Annotated in this window: 10 protein-coding genes and 1 riboswitch; all 10 genes read right to left on the minus strand. The window is 56.7% G+C overall.

What is annotated here, in order from left to right; genetic code table 11:
• Nucleotides 1-43 precede the first annotated feature (43 nt).
• The 10 genes from B5M42_RS10935 to B5M42_RS10980 all read right to left on the minus strand — a co-directional run bounded on the left by B5M42_RS10935 (nt 44) and on the right by B5M42_RS10980 (nt 15099).
• A complete protein-coding gene (locus tag B5M42_RS10935; RefSeq protein WP_134754525.1) occupies nt 44-970 on the minus strand; it encodes a 5'-nucleotidase in 927 nt (308 codons plus the stop codon).
• 368 nt (nt 971-1338) lie between these two features.
• On the minus strand, nt 1339-3420 hold the full coding sequence (locus B5M42_RS10940; protein WP_230632853.1) for an allophanate hydrolase: 2082 nt from the start codon (nt 3418-3420) through the stop codon (nt 1339-1341).
• Nucleotides 3417-7736: an ATP-binding protein gene (locus B5M42_RS10945; RefSeq protein ID WP_230632854.1), complete on the minus strand. Its 4320-nt coding sequence runs from the start codon at nt 7734-7736 to the stop codon at nt 3417-3419. Before B5M42_RS10945 ends, B5M42_RS10940 begins: the two co-directional genes overlap by 4 nt.
• Nucleotides 7737-7785: 49 nt before the next feature.
• Nucleotides 7786-8436, minus strand: coding sequence for an urea amidolyase associated protein UAAP2 (locus B5M42_RS10950; protein ID WP_134754527.1), 651 nt, complete (start codon nt 8434-8436; stop codon nt 7786-7788).
• Between the two features lie 19 nt (nt 8437-8455).
• Nucleotides 8456-9184 (minus strand): urea amidolyase associated protein UAAP1, encoded by a 729-nt coding sequence (locus tag B5M42_RS10955; protein ID WP_134754529.1) that lies wholly within the window; start codon nt 9182-9184, stop codon nt 8456-8458.
• A 71-nt stretch (nt 9185-9255) separates the two neighbouring features.
• Nucleotides 9256-9362: riboswitch (guanidine-I (ykkC/yxkD leader) on the minus strand.
• A gap of 182 nt (nt 9363-9544) precedes the next feature.
• Nucleotides 9545-10180 (minus strand): FMN-dependent NADH-azoreductase, encoded by a 636-nt coding sequence (locus B5M42_RS10960; protein WP_134754531.1) that lies wholly within the window; start codon nt 10178-10180, stop codon nt 9545-9547.
• A gap of 293 nt (nt 10181-10473) precedes the next feature.
• The gene (locus tag B5M42_RS10965; RefSeq protein WP_230632855.1) at nt 10474-11994 is read right to left on the minus strand and encodes an MDR family MFS transporter; all 1521 of its coding nucleotides are present in this window, start codon (nt 11992-11994) and stop codon (nt 10474-10476) included.
• A 272-nt stretch (nt 11995-12266) separates the two neighbouring features.
• On the minus strand, nt 12267-13346 hold the full coding sequence (locus B5M42_RS10970) for a hypothetical protein (RefSeq protein WP_134754533.1): 1080 nt from the start codon (nt 13344-13346) through the stop codon (nt 12267-12269).
• A complete protein-coding gene (locus B5M42_RS10975; RefSeq protein WP_134754535.1) occupies nt 13312-14271 on the minus strand; it encodes a DMT family transporter in 960 nt (319 codons plus the stop codon). The genes B5M42_RS10970 and B5M42_RS10975 overlap by 35 nt, the downstream gene beginning before the upstream one ends.
• A 15-nt stretch (nt 14272-14286) precedes the next feature.
• Nucleotides 14287-15099: an ABC transporter permease gene (locus B5M42_RS10980; protein ID WP_134754537.1), complete on the minus strand. Its 813-nt coding sequence runs from the start codon at nt 15097-15099 to the stop codon at nt 14287-14289.

The raw sequence follows: 15099 nt of genomic DNA on the forward strand, positions 1-15099 counted from the left end.
GGCCTGGCTGTGACGCAGCGTTTATTTCGTCCCGTTACCCGTTCTAGCTCTCGTTCGTAATCCCAAACGGCACATGCGCCGACGGATACGTGCTCGACACGCCTTCAATATGGCCAAGCTGGTCGTCGAAAAAAATATGCGGTCGGAAAATTTTCATAATCCGCCCCTTGTCGATCCCGCCGAGGAAAAACGCCTCGTCAATGCGGATTCCCCAATTGCGCAGCGTCGTGACGACGCGCTCGTGCGCCGGAGCGTTGCGGGCCGTGGCAATCGCAATCCGGATGCGCGGGACATAGCCGGGGTCGCGCCGTTTGCGCTCCCATTCCTGCTGCTGCAGCCGGGACACGCCGGCAAAAAATTTGAACAGCGGGCCGGGCGGCAGCACCTCGTCCGCTTTGAGCTTTTCGCTTTCGTGAAAGCCTTTCATCCCCCGACTCTGATAGACCGCTTCCGCCGAATCGTCGGCAATGATGCCGTCAAAGTCAAAAGCAATCCGCAGCTCCGGCTCCGCCTCGTCGTCGACAAACTGCGTCGGAAACACCCGCGCCGCCGGCAGGCCCATGCGCATGGCCGCCCGCACATCGTCCGAGTCCGCCGACAAAAACAGCGAAGCGTTAAACGCTTCCATATATACAAAAGGATTCGAGCCCGTCACGAAAGCGGCCCGCGAAATCGGCAGCCCGTAATACTCGATCGATTTGAACACGCGCAGGCCCGTATCGGGGTCGTTCCGGGACAGCAGCACCACCTCGACCGGCCGGTCCTCGCCCTCCTGAGCGCTGATTTGCAACAGCCGCTTGATGCACGGGAACGCCACGCCCGGCTCCAGCACGACGTGCTCATGCTCATGCTGGTATTTGCGGTACTCCTCTTCGCCTTTTTCCCGAAACACTTTGTCGGACGCCTCCAGATCAAACAATGCGCTCGACGCTACCGCTATCACGAATTTTTCTTCTATTTGAAAGGCCATTGCGTCTTCTCCTTTATGTGCATCTCCATTCAGTTGTTCGATGTACTCATTCGCTTATTGCGTTGAAAATCCTTCCAGCAGCGCGACTCCCCTGCGCCAGCGGTTGCCGTGCAGCTTGGGGTTATGGAGAATGGAGTGCCTGCTGCCCCTGTCGGCAACCGTTTCCGGCGCGGGCAATGGCGTTTGTTATAAGCAGCAACAGGCATGGCAAAAAGCCCCGCGCCCAAAGGCACGGAGCCGTGTTCCAGCGAACGCCCGTCGGGCGGCTCATGGATGGATGTCAGCCAAGCATCGTCCGGGCTGTCAGCCAAGACCTGGCTCAGCGCTTAGATGGATGTCAGCAAGCACCGGGTCAGCCGGTCGGTCCGTCAACCCGTGCCCGGTACGGCGCGCCAACTGCCGTATGCGGTGACATCCTCGGCTTCTTCAGCGGCATACGCCTCGCAGACGAAGCCCGGAACCTCCGCCCCGTCGGACAGCCGGACCTTGCCGATGCCCAGCGGCGCGGGGATAGCGGCCGTGAATGCCCCGAGCTGCGCCAATGGCATCTCCCACACCTCCAGCCGGATCGACGCGCCGCCTTCGCGCGTTTGGATCAGGCCGGGCTTGGACGGCGTTGTCGGCAGCTTGACGAGCCGGTAGAGCGGCGCTGTTGCGGCTTCGCGCACGAAGCGCGCCCCGCTGGCGAGCATCTGCGCCTCTAGCGGAAAACCGCGCATGTGCAAGCCGCAGACCGCGACCGGCGTCGTCGTTGGCGGGCCGGGCGCAGCGGCGGCTGCGGGCGAAGGCACGGATGACGCAACCTCATGTGCGGATGGGTTCGCCAACGTGGGCTGTGGCGCGGCCTCATGCGCGGATGGGCTTGCGGGTGCAAACTGTGGCGACAACGACTCTGGCACGGACGAATGCTCCAGCGTGGGCTGTGGCGCTACCTCATGCACGGCTGGGCTTGCGGGTGCAAACTGTGGCGACAACGACTCTGGCACGGACGAATGCGCCAGCGCGGACGAATGCTCCAGCGTGGGCTGTGGCGCGACCTTATGCGCGGATGGGCCAACGATGCCAACCGCAACGGCGGACAACGAGCGCTGCATGCTGAATGCTTGAGCGACGCTGCACAGCAGCCCTTCCTGTCCGGCCAACGCAAACAGGGTAATGCCGTAAGGCGTTTGCGGCGCAGCTTCACCGGCCGGCACTGCAACCGCGCATAAATCGAGCAGGTTGCAGTGATTCGTATAACGGCCCATATCCCGATTCGCACCGATCGGATCGCGCGCCACCTGCTCGCGCGTCCACGTACCGCCGCACGTGGGCAGCACCAGCACCGCGCCGGCCAGTAGTCGGCGCGTTTGCAGCTTCAGGCCCTGCAGCCGATGCTGGGCCTGAAACAACGCAGCGGCGTCATAGGAGCGTCCGCCCGCCGCTGTCCCGGCTCCCGAGCGCAAAATCCGCTCGGTCACCTCCAACGCCGCCCCCGGCCGGGCGGCGATAAATTCGCCGAGCCCCGCCCAGCGCTCGGCCACCCACGGCCCCTCGTACAACAACGAGGCGGCCTCGTCCAGCCATTGCGTATCGATATACGCAATGGGCAAATCCAGCTGCTGCAGACGCTCGACAGCAGCCAGCCATGCGCTGCGGTACTCCGCAGCGAACGGTCCATACGTCGCCGGGGGCTCCTTCGGCAGCAGCAGCCTGCCGGGCGGCTCCGGCTCCGGCAGCGGCACGCAACGTGACCACGGGTCGGCGTCGTGCGGACCGCGCACTGCCTGATCGACGACCAGTACGTCGTCGAGCTCGTGCGCGAATACCGTGACGCAGTCCAAGCTGGCGCAAGCGGGCACCACCCCCAGCGTCGGCCAGGCGCCGACGCTCGGCTTCCACCCGACGAGGCCGTTCAGCGCCGCGGGCACGCGGCCCGAGCCGGCCGTGTCGGTGCCAAGCGCAAACGCCGCTTGCCCGCGAGCCACGGCTACAGCCGAGCCGGAGCTGGAGCCGCCGCTGATCAGCTCCGGCCGCAGTGCGTTGGCCGTCTCGCCGTACGGACTGCGCACGCCGACCAAGCCCGTGGCGAACTGGTCGAGGTTCGTTTTACCGACCGGAATAGCGCCTGCAGCCAACAATCGCTCGACGACAGCGGCATGCGTCTTCGGCTCATAAGCATACTCGGCACAAGCAGCCGTCGTCGGCAGCCCGGCCTGATCCAGATTGTCCTTGATCGCAAAAGGAATGCCCCACAGCGGCGCTTCCGTCGGATCAAGCTGCTTTAACCGCTCCAGATACGGCTGAATATGCGACCAGTCGGGCGCAAGAATCCATATGTTATATGCGTAGTCCTGTACGGAACGACTTATAATTTCAGCAATAACCTCTTGCGGCGTCAAAGCGCCGCTTGCGTACAACGCTCGCAGCCCGGAAATCGTCAACGTGAACGGAATCAAGTTGCTTTTCATCCTGCCGCCACCTCCTCCTCCGCTGCCGCAGGCAGCTCGCCGATGCCGGCCAGCAATTGTCCGGCATGCACCTGATCGCCCGGCTGCACGCATACCGTCAGTACGATGCCGTCGCAGGGCGCGTGCTGCGGAAACTCCATTTTCATACTTTCAAGAATCGCCAGCTTGTCGCCCTTACGCACCGTCTGGCCCGGCGACACCAGCACCTGCCAGACGCTGCCGGGCATGATCGAACGCACAGCCGCCGCTCCCTCCGGCAGCTCCTCGGGAGCCGCATCGCCGGACATCTCCTGCTCCGATACGTACTCGGCCAGCCCCATCCGCTTCCAGCTTTCCCGCTCAGCGGCGAACGCTGTTTGCTGCCGCGTGCGGAACGCGTCTGCACTTTCCTGAATATCGTCCAAAAAGCGCACGTATTCGCCCAAATCAAACGTCGTCTCCGTAATATCCGCTTCAAACCTGCCGCGCAAAAAATCGTCCCGCAGCCGCAGCAGCTCGTCGGCTTCCACCGGATAAAATTGAATCTGATCAAAAAACCGCAGCAGCCACGGCTTCCCCGGCACAAAGCTTCCCGTAGACCGCAGCCGGTTCCACATCTGCACCGTTCGCCCGACGAACTGGTAGCCGCCTGGTCCCTCCATCCCGTACACGCACATATACGCTCCGCCGATGCCAACGGCATTTTCCGGCGTCCACGTCCGGGCCGGATTATATTTGGTCGTCACCAACCGATGCCGCGGATCGACCGGAGTCGCTACCGGAGCGCCGAGATACACATCACCAAGTCCCAACACCAGATAATTGGCTTCAAAAACGATGCGCTGCACATCATCCACATGCTCCAGCCCGTTTACCCGGCGGATAAATTCCAGGTTGCTCGGGCACCAGGGAGCGTCCTGACGAACATTTTGCTGGTAGCGCTGAATGGCCAGCTGTGTCGCCGGATCGTCCCATGACAAGGGTAGCCTGACAATGCGCGACGGCACGCGAATCGACTCCAATGGCGGCAGCGACCGATCAATCTCCATAATACGCGCCGCTGCTTCACGCACCGTCATTCGCGCCGGATCGAAATGAATTTGCAGCGAGCGGATGCCCGGCGTCAGTTCGAGAACCGGGAACCCGCCGTCGGCTTGCACGGCCTGCATTAGCGCATGCACCTGAAAGCGGAGCAGCAAATCCAGCTCCATATCGCCGTATTCGACCAGTAAATTCCGATCTCCGCAGCAGCGGACCGTTATCGGAATCGCGCGACTTGCCCGCTCGACGGCTAACAAAGGATAATCCGGCCGGGACGCCAGCTCCGGCAATGGCTCGGGGAGCCGCACTACGGGCAACGCTTCTTTGGACATATGCTCTTTCGAAAGCTGCTGCTTCGATTTCTCCGCGTCCGGCAGTTGGCCCTCAAGCACTTTCATCACCGAATCCCATCTTATTTCGGGCTTCCCTTGCTCCGACTGCACCGTCTCCGGTAGCTCTCTCGCCACCACCTGCACTTCCGGCAGTATGTCCTCCACCCGTCCGTCTCTTGTTAACCACGCTTCCTGCAGCGCTTCGTCCGGGAGCCCCATCCCTTCCGCAGCGCCAACAGCTTCCAGCCCTCCGTCCGTATGGACGCCTGCCGGATATGAGCCTGCCGCCCATCTTTCGATCGCGGCAAGCTGCTGCTCTTGCAGCTCGCGCAGCGCCTCGGCCTGCTCCAGCGTCAGAAGCTGGAAACGCACCTTATCTCCGGCATGCAGTTGCCCCAGCTTCCAGAACTCGGCCGATGCCGTCGTCACCGGACAAACGAACCCGCCCAAGCTAGGACCGTCCGGTCCAAGTAAAATCGGCATATCGCCGGTCAAATCCAATGTACCGACCGCATACGCGTTATCGTGAATATTCGACGGATGCAGACCGGCCTCGCCGCCGTCTTCCCGCGCCCAGCAAGGGGCCGGACCGATCAGCCGCACGCCGGTGCGCGAGCTGTTGAAATGAACCTCCCACTCGGTTGTTGTCAATTGCGTCAAATATTCCGGCTGCAAAAATTCCACCGTACAGTGGGGGCCGGGTATAACGCCAATGGTCCAGTCGCGGGTCAGCTGCGGGCGGTCAGCCAGCGGCAGCGACCACGAACGCCCAGCCGGCTCCGAGCATAACGCATCCAGCGCCGTATCCGGCACCGCATCTATCGCTCCATCCATCTCCGCATCCAGCACCACATTCATCGCCGCATCCATTGGTTCATCCAGCGTGGCATCCAGTGCAGCATGTGTCGTCACATCCCTAGCTTCATCCAGCGTCACATTCATCGCTTCATACGTCGTCGCCGCATTCATCTCTTCATCTATCGACTCATCTGTCGCATCCAGTGCCTCAACCAGCGCCATATCCAGCGCCTCATTCATCGTCCCATTCATCGCAGCACCAGCCGCAGGAACGCCGCCAGCGGGCTCGGCTTCATCCGCCTTCGGCCTGGCGTCCGACCGCCCGCCTTGCGGCCTTGCGCCGCTCACACGCTGCGGGACAGCGCGCACCGCCAGCACGTCGCCCGGCCGCAAAGCGCGTCCGCCGTGACCGCCGAAGCCGCCAAGCGTGAACGTCGAAGCGCTGCCGAGCACCAGCGGCATATCCAGGCCCCCCTCAACCAGCAGGTACGCGCGCATTCCGAGCTGCGCTTCGCCTAGGCGCAGCGTCTGGCCGCGCCGGGCCTGCACCGGCGTATACACCGGAACCGGCTCGCCGTCCAGTTCCGCCCCCATGTCCGCGCCAGTCAGACAAAATCGCAGGTCGCTGCGAAATACATAAGCGCCGCCGCGCAGCGTCAGCTCCAGACCGCTAGCCCGCTCCTCATTGCCGAGCAGCCGGTTGCCGATGCGCATCGACCAAGGATCCATCGGTCCGCAGGGCGGCACGCCGACATCCCAGTAGCCGGTACGGCCCGGCCAATCCTGTACGGTCGTCTGCACACCGCCGTCCAGCACCTCCAGCGCGCGTTCGGCCGGTGCAAAATCGCCCAGCATCCGCGTATACACCTGACCGGAGCGGCAGTCCGGATCGTCAAGCAACGCCTGCACATACGACAGATTGGTCGTAACGCCGTACAGCCGTGTCTGGGCCAGCGCCTGCCGCAGCTTGTCGAGCGCAGCTTCGCGCGTGTCGGCGTGCACGATGATTTTGGCCAGCATCGGATCGTACAAGGTCGTGATCGTCATGCCGTCGCGCACCCATGTCTCCACGCGCACATCCGGCGCAAACATCGCCTGATCCAGCTGTCCGGCGCTCGGACGAAACTGCTGCAAGCAATCCTCGGCATAAATTCGCACCTGCACGCTATGCCCGGCAGGCTCGCGTACCCGCTCGTTCAGTCCCCGCAGCTCGTCGGCCGCTTCGCGCACCATCCATTCGACCAGATCAATGCCCAGCACCTCTTCCGTGACGCCGTGCTCGACCTGCAGCCGGGTGTTCACCTCCAGGAAATAAAACGCATGCGTCTTTGGATCGTACAAAAATTCCACGGTCCCCGCACTGCGGTAACCGACCTGCTCGGCCAGCCGCCGGGCGGCAGCGAACATCATCTTGCGCACCTCGTCCGGCAGCAGCGAAGCCGGGCTTTCCTCCAGCACCTTCTGATTGCGCCGCTGAATCGAGCAATCGCGTTCGCCAAGCGTCGTCACTTCGCCGAACCGATTGCCGAAAATTTGCACCTCGACATGCCGCGCCCGAACGATATATTTTTCCAAAAACATCCCGCCGTTTTTGAAATTCGCCTCCGCTAAGTGGCGCACGCCGTCGTAGGCAGCGCGCAGCTCGGCTTCATCGGCGCAGACGCGCATGCCAATACCCCCGCCACCGGCCGTGCTTTTGAGAATGACCGGATACCCGATTGCGGCCGCCTCGCGCACCGCATCCTCCAGCTCGGCGATCAGCGCCGTTCCCGGCAGCATCGGCACCCCCGCTTGGCCCGCCAGCTCGCGCGCCGAATGCTTGAGGCCAAACATCTCCATCTGCTCGGGCGTCGGCCCGATGAACACCAGTCCGCTGTCGCGGCAGGCGCGGGCAAAATCGGCGTTTTCGCTCAAAAACCCGTAGCCGGGATGAATCGCCTGCGCCCCGGTCGCAAGCGCCGTCTGTAAAATCAGCTCAGCGTTCAAATAGCTGCTTTTGGCCGCCCCTTCTCCAATCAGCACGGCTTCGTCCGCTTGATCGACATGCAAGCTGTCCTGATCGGCTTCTGTATATACAGCTACCGAAGCGATGCCGAGCTTGCGCAGCGTGCGCTCAATGCGCACGGCAATCGCACCGCGATTGGCAATAAGCACCTTGGTAAACATGGTAGACGCCCCCTTTTTCCGTTCATCTGTTCCCCGCCGCCCTGCCTGCCTATCCGTTCCAGATGAGCAGACGTATCGGCGTCGGATTGTAGGCATTGCACGGATTGTTCAATTGTGGGCAATTGCTGATCAGCGCCGTCGTCCGGCACAACGACTCCAGCTCGACATAGCAGCCCGGCGCAGACACGCCGTCCGCGAACCGCAGCCCGCCTTCTTCCGTAACCGGCACGTTCATGAAAAAATTGATGTTCGGCGCCAAATCGCGCTTCGTATAGGCCCCGCCGTATGTAGCGAGCTGCAGCATGAACGTGTCCCGGCAATTGTGCATCGCTTCCTTGTCAAATGCATAACGGACGGTATTGCTTTGCGCCGAGCACGATCCGCCGAGCGTATCGTGACGTCCGCATGTATCGGCGACGATACGCAGCAGCGGCTTACCCGATTCCGCCAGCAGCGTGGAGCCCGCCGTCAAATAAATGCGGCCTTGCGCAGCGATTGTCGCCTGCACGCTGTAATGATCCTCCGGCTGCTCCGCATCGTAAAACAGCGTATCGGCAGCCTGATTGCCCTCCAGATCGACGATGCGCAGCACCTGCCCTGGAGCCAGCTCATGCATCCATCCTTCTCCTGCCGGCAGAATACGGTCGTAGACCGCTTCTTCCGGCCGACGCAAGCTTTCTGTGCGATGAAATGGTGTCATTGTTAATCCCCCTCGCGAATTAGGTCCGGTCCGAGCCGAGCAGCGTGTAGTAATTCCATGTATTTTCAAAAGCCCTGCGGTTTTCCGGTCGAAAATGCACACAGTAATCGTCGTCAGCCGTCTTATCGGCCGGCAGCACCTCCAGCCTGACCGGCACGGACGGATACGCCGGGCGCGGGTCGAGCGGATGCGGCGTGTTCGACACAACCAGCAACGCGTCCATTTCCGTGCGCAAGGTAACGCTCGCGCCGGCCGGACAATGATCCTCGATGAAACGCATCGCTCCCTGCTCATCGCAGCAGATTTTGGAGAACAGATTGACAACCGGCATCCAATCGCGTTGGCTGAGCCCGTGGCGCACCAGCTCCACCGTCACATTCTCGCGGCCGGAGCGCAGCCAATCGTTGCGCTGCCGCTGAAAGTCGGTCGCGCCGTATTTGGCCTCGGTGCCCTCCCGCGTCGTGCAGCCGCCCAGCGGATCATGCCAGCCCAGGCTATCCTCAACGATGCTCGCCAACACGCGCCCGTTATCGCTCATCAGCACATGCCCGCGCGTCAAATGCGCCGTATGCTGGGCCTTCAGCGTATCGGGCATATTGTAGCGCTCGCTCCGGTCGTGGCTACTGTAAAGCAGCAGCGACACATTCGCGCCCGCCTCCAGCGCCGTGAACCTTACCAGCCGGCCGCGGCCGATCTGGCCCGACCATTTTCCCCCGGGCGTCAGGGTTGATGTCCATCCGTTTTCCATTCCGCTTCACTCCTTTTGGCTGATCAGATGCAAAAAGGGAGACATCACAAGACGAAATTCGTCTTCATGACATCTCCCAGGCTTTTATCCTTCCGTGTCACTCCTGCCTATGGACAGAAGCGGTTTACTCTTGGACCTGACCCGGTGTGCAGCCGGCGGAACCCTAGTAAACATATGATATTCATTTATGTAAATTAAGGTAACATCAAAATCCAAATTCGTCAATCGATTTTCGAAAAAATGACGAGTTTTCAGCGGAATTCTTTTCAAATACCCGCTTTTACGTTATATTATGTGACATATAAACAGACAAAAAAGCCCCGTACCCCAAGATGGGGGACGAGGCGTTGCCCAATGCAATTAGAACGTAGCGGCAAGCTCTTTCGCGCGCTCGATCGCTTTTTCCTTGATTTCCTGCGCTTTATCCGGCTGAGCGGCCATACCCTCGACAAAGATCGGCTGAATGTCCGTAATGCCGTGGAATTGCAGCACCTTGCTCAGATAGCTGAAGCCGTTCTCGAATGCAGCTGCCGGTCCTTGGGAATACACGCCGCCGCTGGCTTGTACGTGAACCGCTTTTTTGCCTTGCAGCAGACCTACAGGACCTTGCTCGGTGTATTTGAATGTTTTGCCGGCTACGCACACGGCGTCGATGTAAGCTTTCAGCACCGGAGGGAAGGAGAAGTTCCACATTGGCGAAGCAAAAACGTATTTGTCGGCAGCAGCGTATTGGTCCACGATTTGACCAAGGCGGCCCACTTTTGCTTTCTCGGCGTCGGACAGTTGATCAAATGTTGTGCCGGAGGCCAGCTTGCCCCAAGCGCTGAACACATCGCCGTCGATTTGCGGGATTTCCGTGTCGAACAGATCGACGTGAACGACTTCATCGCCCGGATTTGCTTCTTTGTATGCGTCTACGAACGCTTTGCCTACAGCCAGACTGAACGAGGTTTGGTGATCGTGAGGATGTGCAGTGATATACAATACAGTTGCCATGTACTTCCTACTTCCCTTCTCAAAATGGAATTTTTCATTACTGTTTTATTATAACTTATTTTTAGCCAATTTCAAATCCATACTTACTTACTTTATTAATGTTTGTTTCATATGACCACCGGCATGGCGAATTTCTCAGCCTTTTGTAGCTTTTCTCACGCCGTTCTTTTTATTCAGTCGAAAAAAAAAAAGCTTCTCCCGCACAATCGGAAGCGGCTGACGGAAAAAGCCTTAATGACAGCGCGCGGCGCCTGAATGAGCCCCGTTAACGATCAACGGGATGAATATTTTACCTACGAAAGTGTCGAAGCGGTTAGCGTTGCCTGATCGCCCGCGGCATCCTTTTGTTTTTGCGACAAAATCTCGCTTTTCATAAACCAGCAAATGACGAACGTAATAACGGCAATGACCAGTCCAATGACATACATATGTTGAAACGCCTCGGCGAAAACCGTGCGAACGCTCAGCAGCACGTCAGACGGCAGGTCCGCCGGAATCCCGCCGTTAGCGATACTGGAAGTAACTTCAGCCGGCACGCCCTGTACGCCGCGCAAGCCTCCGGTAATCGAAGTCGCCAGCATGCTGCCAAAAAAGCTGAACCCGACCGTCGCGCCCAGCGACTGGAACACCTGCACAGTCGATAGCGCTACGCCGCTGTCGTCTTTGCGGACCGATTCCTGCACGATCAGATTGTCGCCGGCGAACAACACGCCGATGCCCAGACCGAGGATAAAGAAGCTGACAATCACATACATCAGCGACGTTTGCACGCCAAGCTGGGTCAGCAGCGCAAAGCTGATGATCGGCAGAATGAACGAAACGATAAACACGTTGCGATAGCGCAGCTTCGTCAGCGTAAAGCCGTTGGCCATACTGGCCAAAATACCGCCGAGCATCATCGGCAGCGTCATATAGCCGGCTGCGGTCGGGCTTAGCCCCATCACATTTTGCGCATAAAACGGGAAGGACGACAAGGCGCCGATAATGCCGAGGCCGACCGTAAAGACGAGCGCCGACAGCACCACCACGTTGCGGTTGCGGAACAGGTGCAGCGGAATGATCGGTTCCTTGACTTTGGATTCGATCCACACAAAGGCGGCCAGCAGCGCAAGCCCCAGGACGATCAGACCAACCAGCATCGGAGAGCTCCAGGCATAACCTTTGGTTTCCTTGAGCACGGGGGTCAGCAGCAGCGATACCAGCGCGCCGATCAGCACCAGCGCCCCGCCCCAGTCAATGGAAGGACGGCTGTGGCCTTTGGTTTCGACCATGCCTTTGGCCATAATCAGCGCCGAGACGATCCCGACCGGAATGTTGATGAAAAATACCCAATGCCAGCTGATCTTGTCGACAAGAACGCCGCCGACAACCGGACCAAGCAGCTGTGGCACGAACATGACCGGACCGAGGAACGCCTGGATTTTGGCCCGCTGCTCCAACGGATACGTGTCGCCGAAAATCACCATCGCCAGCGGCATCAAGCCGCCCGCCCCGATCCCTTGTACGGCGCGGCCAATCAACAATACCGTCATCGACGGCGCCAGGCCGGAAATGATCGAGCCAAGCATGAACAGCCCCATGCACAGCATGTAAATTTTCTTGTGGCCGAACAGATCGGCCAGCTTGCCCATAATCGGCATAAAAGAGGTCATGGCCAGCATGTACACCCCGGCCACCCAGCCGTACAGCGGCAAGCCGTGCAAATCGCGGATAATCGACGGCATCGCCGTCGTGACCACCGTCTCGTCAAGCTGGGCAAAAATCATCCCGATCATCAGACCGATCAGCACCAGCGTTTTATTGTTTTCCTTCACCTTGCTTCACCTTCTTTTGCAATATCTAACCGCACCGCTCCGTGCTCCGGTTCCGGCCGGTCTTTTTCCCATTTCCGATTATAGCACTGCACGCAGCACGACGACGTCCGTCCGCAGACGGAGACCGTTGCCGTTCTCCGGCCTATTTCATGAACTAGTTCAGCATATTTCCTCCATTTCTTCCGCAGCTCCCCTAATTTCAGTTAACCTAAACATCAAAAAGTCGCCACTATAGTAGAGGCGACCTCAAGTTTAACCCTATTTTTTCTAGTTCACCGCAAGCTGCATGCATGCTTACTTGAGCACCTTATGAGTTGCTCGTATATGCGACTCAATATCTCGTATTCGTTAGCCTTGCTTGAAGTAATCATATTATGCAACTCGCGAAGCTTCAGCGGATCTTTGACGAAGTCCATGTCACGAAATTCACTTTCTTCCAGGGCTTGTTTCAAAAAAATTAATCGAACCGTGTCCAGTTCCTTCTCAACCCTAGCATATTCCTCGACCAAGCGTGCAAAGTCTTCAGACACCTTGTACTGTCTGCTAATGTATAGAAATCTTTCTTTAAGAGCCTTTGCATGCTCGCTCATAAAATGAATCGCATTGTAATTCACCTGCACGGCATAATTCCCGCGGATATTTTCTTCGAAAATACGTAACATCTGTTCATATACTTTAAAACCGGAAACAACCGTGTCCGCACTGGCGATGGAAAAAAATATTTTCTTCCGATCAGGCACAGCCTGCAAATATTTACCCAATTCAGCTACAAAATTAGACAATTCGAACTCATAGTCCATAAAAAAATGACGTAACCGAATCGTTTGAAGCGCATCGACCAAATATTCCGGGGCATTCAGCACGCCTTCCTTAAATGCGCGGGCAAACCCTTCGTAGGAATAGGTGAACTGGGTGTATACACCGTTTCGGTCGTAACCGACCACCAGCAACTTTGCTTTGTCGTCATCATAACCATACACCAACGTTTCATGAATATAATGCTTGTGCATGTAAGAAGACGTCTCCGATAAATAATATTCATCCACAGCAAACACATTGACGCCGAAGCCATCTTTAATAGATTGCTTGATAAATGAAATTATGTCCATCTCCCGCATTTCGTCAAGCGTATAAGATCTTCGATCCAGAATATCGCCAAAAAAACGGCTGGAATCCAGAAAATCGATTCTAAAAAAGTTCCCACCCCAGCATTGCGAATATACATTCACAAAATGCTCGTAGTACCAGCCTGTTAATCGCGGCTCCGCCAATATAAAACACAGCGGATAAGCTACATTGGGGTACACTGTAATTTCTTTATGATGATGAATGGAAATTGTTTTGCTGCCCATATCCTTTCACTCCTTTGTTTTCGCCGTTGACAATAAGAATGCCGATGGTTAAAAGTGCCAACGAAATCAAAACCACATAATGAAATGGTTCTCTCAGGAAAAGAGAAGATAACATTACGCCAAACAGCGGAATTAGCGATAAGTACATCGAAACGGAACCTACTTGATTGTGTTTCATCAAATTATTCCATAACACGAAGCTGGCCGCAGAAAGCAGCGCCAGATACAACAAGCACAAAAATGAGTAACCGTTAAAAACAAACGGCAGTACGCCTGCCCGGACAGCTCCAAAAATGATCAAGAGCATACCGCCAATTAACATTTGATAGGCAGTTATATAGAATACGTCGAGTGTAGCCCCTTCCCGTTTGGCCTGAACATTTCCCCATGCTCCGAAGAACATCGCAATCAGCAGCAGTATTCCTCCGCGATTCATCAGGTCATGCAGTTCAGCGTTCTGATAGTTGCTAAGCAAGATCGCACAGAATCCAATCGCAATACCGATCAGCTTGCGGATGGACAATTGATCGTTTTTATACACAAAGTGGGCTACCAGAATTTGAAAAAAGGAAGTTGTCCCTGCGATGATCGACGCATTGGTACCGCTGCTGAAGGTGATCCCCAAATAAAAAAACGTGTATTGCAGCACGGTTTGTAGCGCGGACACCTTCAAAATAGCTTTCAGCGATCCCCGCTGGTATCGCACCGCTTTGCGAAAAAACAACATAACCGCAAAAATCAGCAGCGCGGCTATCGCAAATCGATAACCCGCAAAAACAAGCTGCTTGGCCGAATCCGTTTTTTCAATAGATAGTTGCTGATAGCTGATTTTGATGAGCGGGAACGCACTCCCCCACAAAAAAGTCGCCAATAGTGCAATGAAAACTTTACCGAACGGGTGCGTAAACACATTCGTTTTGTTCATAAGCGCCTTCCCCACCTAACTGCTTGCGCTGCTGTAGTTTTTTAATCCCCATAGCCAAAGCTTCCTGGTCAAATACAAAAATAAAATTGCAGCGACTCCCCCCCACACGATGTACAGAGCCGATAAATTTTGCAACAGCACCATAGGCGGAAAATTAGAAATAATAAAAAGCGGAAACAGAAATATGCCCACCCGTTGAATCCATTTGCCATAAACCGTCATCGGCATATTATTAAAATCCCAAATGGCGTGAGAAAGCTCCGTAACGGCACTGGAGTTTATTAACCAAAATGTAAATATCTGAGGAATCAATGTTACGCAATACGTCAATACAACCGAGCATACCATCATCAAAACATATAGCCCGATCGTAGGCATCGAAATGGGAATATGCAGTTGATTCCATGCATAAACGATCATCGCTAGTCCTGCCACCACATTGGGTATAGGCATCGCTACGTTCACATACCTGAGCGTCGCCATAAACTGTAAGGAAACCGGCTTCGTGATAATAAAATCCAGACCGCCCTCGCGAATATAGCTGGAAATGCTCATAAAGTTCGTTAAAAATAAACCTACATATACACCGTTCATAAGAATGTAGGTGCCCACGAATAAAAAAATCGCTTGCGGCGGCAGGCCCACAAAGTGGACCCCTGATTTATAAACTACAAACCCATACAGAGCCGCAGCAAAAGTATAACCGATTTCGACCAATATATTGGTAACAAAATTAAAGCGAAACTCCAATTGGGCCACGACGCAATTTTTTATAAAAAAAAGATATACGCGTATATGTTTCCATATTTCTTTGAGCGAAATGTTCAT

The sequence above is a fragment of the Paenibacillus athensensis genome (assembly GCF_004514475.2).
GTDB classification, from domain to species: Bacteria; Bacillota; Bacilli; order Paenibacillales; family NBRC-103111; genus Paenibacillus_AL; species Paenibacillus_AL athensensis.